General features: G+C 66.8%; 8 protein-coding genes. 2 read left to right on the plus strand and 6 right to left on the minus strand.

Annotation, left to right across the window (positions count from 1 at the left end; translation table 11 throughout):
* Positions 1-54: 54 nt before the first annotated feature.
* The 6 genes from VTU_RS0112330 to VTU_RS0112355 all read right to left on the minus strand — a co-directional run bounded on the left by VTU_RS0112330 (position 55) and on the right by VTU_RS0112355 (position 5,126).
* Positions 55-543, minus strand: coding sequence for a chemotaxis protein CheW (locus VTU_RS0112330; RefSeq protein ID WP_010104583.1), 489 nt, complete (start codon positions 541-543; stop codon positions 55-57).
* A 24-nt stretch (positions 544-567) separates the two neighbouring features.
* Positions 568-2,634, minus strand: a complete 2,067-nt coding sequence (locus VTU_RS0112335) for a chemotaxis protein CheA (protein ID WP_010104585.1) — start codon at positions 2,632-2,634, stop codon at positions 568-570.
* Between the two features lie 29 nt (positions 2,635-2,663).
* Entirely contained in the window at positions 2,664-3,026 is a 363-nt protein-coding gene (locus VTU_RS0112340; protein WP_010104587.1) for a response regulator, read from the minus strand.
* A gap of 42 nt (positions 3,027-3,068) precedes the next feature.
* On the minus strand, positions 3,069-3,515 hold the full coding sequence (locus VTU_RS0112345) for a hypothetical protein (RefSeq protein ID WP_010104588.1): 447 nt from the start codon (positions 3,513-3,515) through the stop codon (positions 3,069-3,071).
* A 181-nt stretch (positions 3,516-3,696) separates the two neighbouring features.
* Positions 3,697-4,155: an rRNA maturation RNase YbeY gene (ybeY, locus tag VTU_RS0112350; protein WP_010104589.1), complete on the minus strand. Its 459-nt coding sequence runs from the start codon at positions 4,153-4,155 to the stop codon at positions 3,697-3,699.
* Positions 4,156-4,184: 29 nt separating this feature from the next.
* Positions 4,185-5,126, minus strand: a complete 942-nt coding sequence (locus VTU_RS0112355) for a PhoH family protein (RefSeq protein ID WP_010104591.1) — start codon at positions 5,124-5,126, stop codon at positions 4,185-4,187.
* 101 nt (positions 5,127-5,227) lie between these two features.
* Between VTU_RS0112355 and ruvA the strand changes: the two genes are divergently transcribed.
* The gene (gene ruvA / locus VTU_RS0112360) at positions 5,228-5,803 is read left to right on the plus strand and encodes a Holliday junction branch migration protein RuvA (protein ID WP_010104593.1); all 576 of its coding nucleotides are present in this window, start codon (positions 5,228-5,230) and stop codon (positions 5,801-5,803) included.
* A 182-nt stretch (positions 5,804-5,985) separates the two neighbouring features.
* The coding region (locus VTU_RS27080; protein WP_169315394.1) for a trypsin-like serine protease at positions 5,986-7,683 on the plus strand (1,698 nt) is incomplete at its 3' end.

A 7,683-nucleotide genomic window follows, 5' to 3' on the forward strand; every position in this document is an offset into this window, starting at 1 on the left:
GTTCCAAAAGGTCCGCTGCGTCTGTTCTCTGCGCCCGGTGCGGCTGCGTCCCGGTCATTCATTCGCCGCGACCAGCTCCATGTCTGCGCTGGCCATGAGTTTTTCGATGTCCAGCAGGATCAGCATGCGCTCGTCCACCGAACCCAGGCCGAGGATGCAGCCGTTTTCGATCGCGCTCTCCACGTCCGGCGCCGGGCGGATGCTGTCGGACGCGAGGTCCATCACGTCGCTCACGGAATCGACGACGATGCCGACCACGCGCTGGCGCAGATTCAGGATGATGACCACGGTGAAGTCGTTGTAGTCGGCCTGCGCGCAGTGGAGCTTGATGCGCATGTCGACGATGGGGACGATGGTTCCGCGCAGATTCACCACGCCCTTGATGAAGCCGGGCGCGTTGGCGATCCGCGTTGGCGGCTCGTAGCCGCGGATTTCCTGCACCTTCAGGATGTCGATGCCGTACTCCTCCTGGTCGAGGCGGAACGCCAGGTATTCGCGCGCGTCCGGGCACGCAGCGTCTTTCGTTCGGGCCAGCGCTTGCATGCTGCGTTCTCCTTTAGCGGCGCGTCAGTGACGCGTCCGGCGCACGAGCGCGCCCGTGTCCAGAATCAGCGCCACGGTGCCGTCGCCCAGGATGGTGGCGCCGGACACGTTGGCGACCTTGCGGTAATTCGACTCCAGGTTCTTCACCACCACCTGGTGCTGGCCCAGGAGCTCGTCGACCAACAGCGCCACGCGGCTGCCGTCGGCCTCGATCACCACCATGACGCTGCCGGACTTGTCGAGGTCGAAGCGGGGGACCTGGAAAATCTTCTCCAGCGCGACCACGGGCATGTATTCGTCGCGCACCTTGACGAGCTGCGCGCCCTGCGCCACCGTGCTCACGCCGTTGGCGTGCACCTGGAAGGACTCGACGACGGAAGACAGCGGCAGGATATAGACCTCGTCGCCGACCCCCACGGACATGCCGTCCATGATCGCCAGCGTCAGCGGCAGGCGCACCGCGACCTTCATTCCGTGGCCTTCGCTGGAGTCGATCTCGACCGAGCCGTTGAGCGCGGCGATATTGCGTTTCACCACGTCCATTCCCACGCCGCGCCCGGACAGCTCGGTGACCTCGTCGGCGGTGGAAAAGCCCGGGGCAAAGATCAGCTGCCAGACCTCCGCGTCGCTCATCTGCTCGGACAGCTCGATCCCGCGCTCGCGGGCCTTTTCCAGAATCTTCGCGCGCGCCAGGCCGCGCCCGTCGTCGCGCACCTCGATGACGATCGAGCTGCCCTGGTGCGAGGCCGCCAGGGTGATGGTTCCGTGCTCCGGCTTGCCCTTGGCGATCCGCTCGGCCGGCAGCTCGATGCCATGGTCGCAGCTGTTGCGCACCAGATGCGTCAGCGGGTCGGTGATTTTTTCCACCAGGCCCTTGTCCAACTCGGTGGCCTCGCCCAGCGTCACCAATTCGACCTTCTTGCCCAGCCGGTTGGCCAAATCGCGCAGCATGCGCGGGAAGCGACTGAAGACGATGGACATGGGGATCATGCGGATCGACATCACCGACTCCTGCAGGTCGCGCGTGTTGCGGTCCAGATCCGCGAGTCCCGCGATCAGTTGCTGGTACGCGCCGGCGTCGATCCCGCGGCTGCACTGCGCGAGCATGGCCTGGGTGATCACCAGTTCGCCAACCAGATTGATGAGCTGGTCGACTTTTTTGATGTCCACACGGATCGTCGCGGACTCCATTTGCGCTTGCACCACGGCCTTGGAGCCGGCCGCTTTCGGGGGCACCGCTGCCGAAGGTGCCATGCTCTGCGGCGCGCCCGGGGCACCGTGGAACAGCCCGTAGAACGCATTCCCCTCTGCATCCTGCTGCTGGGCAGGGGCCGCCGCCGCGCCGTTCCCCGCAGCGCGGATGAGCACCTGCTCCTTGGCGACGTGGAAGGCAAAAAGGTCGAGCAGCTCGTCGTTCGTCGCGCTCGTCTCGACGGTAAAAAGGCGCGTGTCGGGCGGCATGCCGGGACTGTTGGGCGCGTCGCGCATGCTCCCCAGGCCGGGGATGTCGCGAAACAGTTCCTTGATCGCGTCCGCCTGCTCCAGGCGCTCCAGGGGGCCGATCCGGATTTCGATCCGGCGCACCGGCCCGGCGAGCGCGGGTGTGGGCGGCTTGGGCGCAGCGGGCACTGGCGCGTCAGGGACCGCAGGCGCGTCCGCGGCAAGGTCCCCGGCCGCCAGATCGCTGATGCGCAGCACCAGGTCCGCGGTGGAAACCGCCTCTCCCTGCCCGCCGGCGCGGTGGCGCGCGAGCAGGCTGCGCGATGCGTCGGCAGACTCCAGGAGCACGTCCACCATCTGGGCCACGGGCTGCAATTCGCGGCGGCGCAGACGGTCGAGCAGGGACTCCATCTGGTGCGTCAGCTCCGCCACGTCCGAGAAGCCGAAGGTGGCGCAGCCGCCCTTGATCGAGTGCGCGCAGCGGAAGATGCCGTTGAGTTCCTCGTCGTCGGCGTGGCTCAGATCGAGGTCCAGCAGCATCTGCTCCATCTGATCGAGGTTCTCTCCGGCCTCCTCGAAGAAGATCTGATAGAACTGGCTCAGGTCGAAGTCGGCGCTTGCGGCCGGTCCTTCTGGGTGGGTTTGCGCCATGGTGGCTCCGTGTACTCGGGGGGTCTCGCTCAACGCATCACTTTCTGGATGACTTCGATCAGGCGATTCGGATCGAACGGCTTGACCAGCCAGCCAGTGGCACCGGCGGTGCGTCCGGCCTGCTTCATCCGATCGCTCGACTCCGTGGTCAGAATCAGGATCGGAATGGTTTTGAACTTGGGGTGCTCGCGCAGCTTGCGCGTGAGCCCGATGCCGTCGAGCCGCGGCATGTTCTGGTCCGCGAGCACGAGGTCGATGTCGTGTGTCTCGGCCTTTTCCAGGGCGTCTTGCCCGTCCACCGCCTCGACCACGTGATAGCCTGCACCCGCGAGGGTGAAGGACACCATTTTTCGCATCGAAGGGGAATCATCCACGGCAAGAATCGATTGCATGTAGGGCTCCAGCGGATTCGAATGGGCAGAGGGCAGGGCGGGTCAGAACAGGTCCACGGACCCGGCGTCCATCTCGCTTTGGGTGACCGGATTCGGCCGGTCCGGCGCCATCTCGGCAAAGGGCGCAGCGTCCTCGCCCTCCTCGCAGCCCATGGTCTCGGACGCCAGGCGAAAGGCGCAGCCCTGCAGGACCTTGGTGGTGTGCCAGATCAGCTGCGAGGCCATGTCCTGGAACTGCAACTCGGTCACGGCGCTGCGCAGCGCGCAACGCGCCGTCACGAGTGCGGGAGAATCGGCGACGACCCGGTCGGTCAGCACGGCGTTCGCCTCGCCGAAGCGCTCGAGCAGGTTGTCCGTGGCGTGGTTCAGCAGGCCCTCCAGGCGGTGCAGGTCGTGCATTACAACCAGCAACGAATCCTGCAGTTCCGCGGTCACCATGACGGGGACCTGGACGGCGGGGCCTCCAGGCGGCGTCAACGTAGATTGCATCGTTTCTCCAGCGCAGCACGGTCACAGCAAAGCACGCGAAACCCGGGACCACGATGCCTGCGCCAAAGCCCCCCGATCCCTTGTGCAACCCGCGCCCATTGGACGCTGACGCCGAAACCATCTCAAGCAGAAAAATGCCCTTGTTTGTTCTATTTTGTATTCCAGGAGGCCCTTGCGGCGCTCAGGCGTAGGGGTCGGCAAACCCCAGCTGCTGCATGATTTGCGTCTCGCGGGCCTCCATGGCGTCGGCGTCTGCGGCGCTGCCCTCGTGGTCCCAGCCCTGCGCGTGCAGCGTGCCGTGCACCAGCATGTGCGCGTAGTGCGCATCCAGGCGCTTGCCCTGCGCGCGCGCCTCGCTCTCGACGATGGGCGCGCACAGCACCAGGTCCGCCGTGACCCGGGGCGCGCGGCCGTAGTCAAAGGTGAGCACGTTGGTCGCGTAGTCCCGGCCCCGGTAGCCGCCGTTGAGCTGCCGCCCCTCTTCGGCGCCGACGATGCGCACGGTGATCTCGGCGTCGGCGGCCAGCGCGTGGCGGATCCAGCGCGCCACCCTGTGGCGCGGCAGAGCCGCGCGGTGCGCTGCCGCTCCGTCAAAGCGGCCAAATTGCAGCGCCAGGCAGAGTTGCTTCAAGGGCGGCATCGCACGGTCGTACTCGGGGGTGTTCCATGTCAAATGCGGCGGCGCGGCGCGTCGTAGGCGTCGACGATGCGTGCGACCAGCGGGTGGCGCACCACGTCGGCGCTGGTAAAGCGCGTGACCGCGATTCCCTGGACGCGCCGCAGGACGTGCTCGGCGTCGATGAGGCCGCTCATCGCGCCCTTGGGCAGGTCGATCTGGCTCACGTCGCCCGTGACCACGGCGCGGGCGCCAAAGCCGATGCGCGTGAGGAACATCTTCATCTGCTCGGGCGTGGTGTTTTGCGCCTCGTCCAGGATCACGAAGGCATTGTTCAGCGTGCGCCCGCGCATGAAGGCCAGCGGGGCAATGACGAGCGCGTTGCGTTCGAACGCTTTTTGCACCCTGTCGTAGCCCATCAGCTCGTGCAGCGCGTCGTACAGCGGGTGCAGGTAGGGGTCGACCTTCTGCGCCAAGTCGCCCGGCAGAAAGCCCAGGCGCTCTCCGGCCTCGACTGCGGGGCGGGTGAGCACGATGCGCTGCACGGCGCTGCGCTCGAGCGCGTCCACGGCGCAGGCCACGGCCAGGTAGGTCTTGCCGGTGCCTGCGGGGCCGATGCCGAAGCTGATGTCGTGGCTGGCGATGTTCTTCAGATACAGGTTCTGCGTGGGCGTGCGCGCGCGCAGGTCGGCGCGGCGGGTGTTGAGCACGATCGCGTCCCCGCCGGGTGCATCGGGCGGCGCGGGATCACTGGCGAGCATGAGCTGCAGCTGCTCTTCGGTGATCGGCTGCTCGGCCATCTCGTACAGCGCCTGCAGCAGTGCCATGGCCTGCGTGGCCCGGGCCTTGGGGCCCTCGACCCGGAACTGCTCGTGCCGGTGTGCAATGCGCACCTGCAGCGCTGCTTCGATGCTGCGCAGGTGCGCGTCCGCCGGGCCGCATAGCTGCACGATCCGGGAATTGTCGGGAGGGGTGAAGGTGTGGCGCAGGATCACGCTGATAATTCCGGTCGGGCAAAAACATGGCGGGGAAGACGCGCGCTGCAGCTTCGCACGCGCCGGCAGAGAGACATCCACAGGACATCAATGGGACAGCAATGATAGGCAAATTGACCGGCACCCTGCTGGAGAAAAATCCGCCCGAGGTGCTGCTGGACTGCCACGGCGTGGCCTACGAGGTGCAAGTGCCCATGAGCACCTTCTACAACCTGCCTGCGGCGGGCGAGCGCCTGAGTCTGCTCACGCAGTTCATCGTGCGCGAAGACGCGCAACTGCTGTATGGCTTTGCTACGGCGCCCGAGCGCCAGGCGTTTCGCGCGCTGATCAAGATCGCGGGCGTGGGGCCGCGCACGGCGCTGGCGGTCCTCTCCGGAATGGGCGTCGACGATTTGGTCCAGGCGATTGCGCTGCAGGAGGCGGCGCGCCTGGTGAAAGTGCCGGGGATTGGCAAGAAAACCGCGGAGCGTCTGCTGCTCGAACTCAGGGGCAAGCTGGGCGCCGATCCCGGCGCCGTCCACGGCCCCGCGCTCAGCACCGCGCAGGCGGACATCCAGCAGGCGCTGGAAGCGCTCGGTTATAGCGACAAGGAGGCGAGCGCGGCGCTCAGGGCGTTACCTGCGCAAACAGGGGTCAGCGAAGGGATCAAACTGGCGCTCAAAGCCCTGGCAAGATAGCACGGCATCGCTCAGCGAACCCGCCCTGAAAAAATAGCATCGCATCGCTCCGCGAGCCGGTTCTCCAAGAACAAATTGGCACTTAAAGCCTGGGCAAAATAGCGCATCCTGCCGGTTTGGGTCGGGATAAGAATCAGGGGGGAAAAATGAAGATGCGCCATTGGAGGCCGCTCCTGGCCCGCATGGGCCCGCCGGTTGTCGTCGCGGCGGCGCTATTGGCCGGTTGCGGTGGCGCGGGCCAGAACGGCGGCGTCGCGGCTGCTCAGTCCCCACCGGCGGTGACCCGGGTGGACGCCCGGGTGCAACCCGCGAGCGCCGACCAGGCCCGGCCGAAACCCAAATTGCTTGCTGCGGCCCCGACCCCTTCCCGGGTCTACCTGGGAGCGCTGGCGCAGGAGAAAATCGCTCCCGCCAATTCCGGCGGGGGGCCGCACAGGGTGGGCCTGGCGCGCGCAGCAGAGGCCACCCGCACGGCGCAGCAGACCTTGGAACAACTGCATTGGCAGCCGACAGGCGGCGGGGGCCAGGTGGCGGCGATCAGCTTTCTGGCCGAGGGCGCGCGCGGCCTGCGCCTGGGGGTCGTCATCCGGCAGTTGCCCGCAGGCACCATGCTGCGCCTGTATCGCCAGGCGGATCGCAGCACGGTGCTCCAGATTCCGGGCCAGGAGTTGCTGCAACGCGTCGAGCGCAAGGCGCTCGCGGGCGACGCGGGAATCGACGGCCAGACCTGGTGGACGCCCGACCTCGGCGCGCACGAGGTCACCCTGGAGTTGGAGCTGCCCGCAGGCAGCGCGCAGGCTGCGCTCGACATCGCGATCCCCCGCGTCTCGCATATCTTTGAGGAGCTGTCCCCGACCGGCGCGCGCGCGTTTGCGCCCTGGATGACCAAGTCGGTGTCCTGCGCGCAGGACGCGAATTGCGACGACACCCAGGCCGGCCAACGCGACGCGGTGGCGCGCGTGCGCTTCACGGAGAACGGCGATACCTATCTGTGCACGGGAACGCTGCTCAACGACAGCCTCTCTTCGGGAACGCCCTACTTCCTGACCGCGAACCACTGCATTTCGTCGCAGACCGTGGCCGATACGCTGCAAACGGACTGGTTCTACCGATCGTTCGCATGCAATAGCTACACGCTCTCGGGCGACGCCACCGAGCTCCTGGGCGGTGCCACGTTGCTGTACGCATCGGAGAGCACCGACTCCGCGCTGCTCCTGCTCAACGAAGCGCCGCCTGCGGGCGCGCTGTTTGCCGGCTGGGACGCAAGTCCGCAGGCGCTGGGTTCTGCGGTGACGGGCTTGCACCATTCGCACGGGGACCTGCTGAAGATCAGCCTGGGCAACCTGCTCGAACAAACCTCCTGCAGGGCGGATGGAAAGGCCCGGTTTCAGTGCGACGGAACCACGGGCAACTACTACACGGTGAAATGGAATCTTGGAATGACCGCAGCCGGGAGCAGTGGGTCGGCGCTCTTCAATCGCGCCAACTTGGTGATCGGCATGTTGTACGGCGGCCAAGGCGGTTGCTTCGAGACCAACGCGTTTGACTACTACGGCCGCTTCGACGTGGCCTACGCGGCGGCCCTGAGGAACTGGCTCGCACCACCGGTATCCACCACGGCCACCGCCACCTCCTCCGCCGTCGCTGCTCCCGCCGCCGCTCCCGTCAGCAAGCACCTGGCGGTGTATCGCTTGTACAACGGCGCGACGGGTGCGCATCGCTTCACGCTCAGCGCGGATGAGCGCGACGGCATCATCCGCAGTGAGCCCCGCATTGCCGACGAAGGGATTGCGTATTACGTGCAGGCAGACGCCCGTCCGGGGAATATCCCGGCGTACCGCTTCTACAACCCGGCGGGCGGCGCCCACTTCTACACCAGC

This window comes from Verminephrobacter aporrectodeae subsp. tuberculatae At4, from assembly GCF_000193225.1.
GTDB lineage: Bacteria > Pseudomonadota > Gammaproteobacteria > Burkholderiales > Burkholderiaceae_C > Acidovorax > Acidovorax aporrectodeae.

Bases quoted from the DNA above. Each gene is read 5' to 3' on its own strand.
- VTU_RS0112330 (WP_010104583.1), bottom strand. From the start codon at position 543: ATGCAAGCGCTGGCCCGAACGAAAGACGCTGCGTGCCCGGACGCGCGC.
- VTU_RS0112335 (WP_010104585.1), bottom strand. From the start codon at position 2,634: ATGGCGCAAACCCACCCAGAAGGACCGGCCGCAAGCGCCGACTTCGAC.
- VTU_RS0112340 (WP_010104587.1), bottom strand. From the start codon at position 3,026: ATGCAATCGATTCTTGCCGTGGATGATTCCCCTTCGATGCGAAAAATG.
- VTU_RS0112345 (WP_010104588.1), bottom strand. From the start codon at position 3,515: ATGCAATCTACGTTGACGCCGCCTGGAGGCCCCGCCGTCCAGGTCCCC.
- ybeY (WP_010104589.1), bottom strand. From the start codon at position 4,155: ATGCCGCCCTTGAAGCAACTCTGCCTGGCGCTGCAATTTGGCCGCTTT.
- ruvA (WP_010104593.1), top strand. From the start codon at position 5,228: ATGATAGGCAAATTGACCGGCACCCTGCTGGAGAAAAATCCGCCCGAG.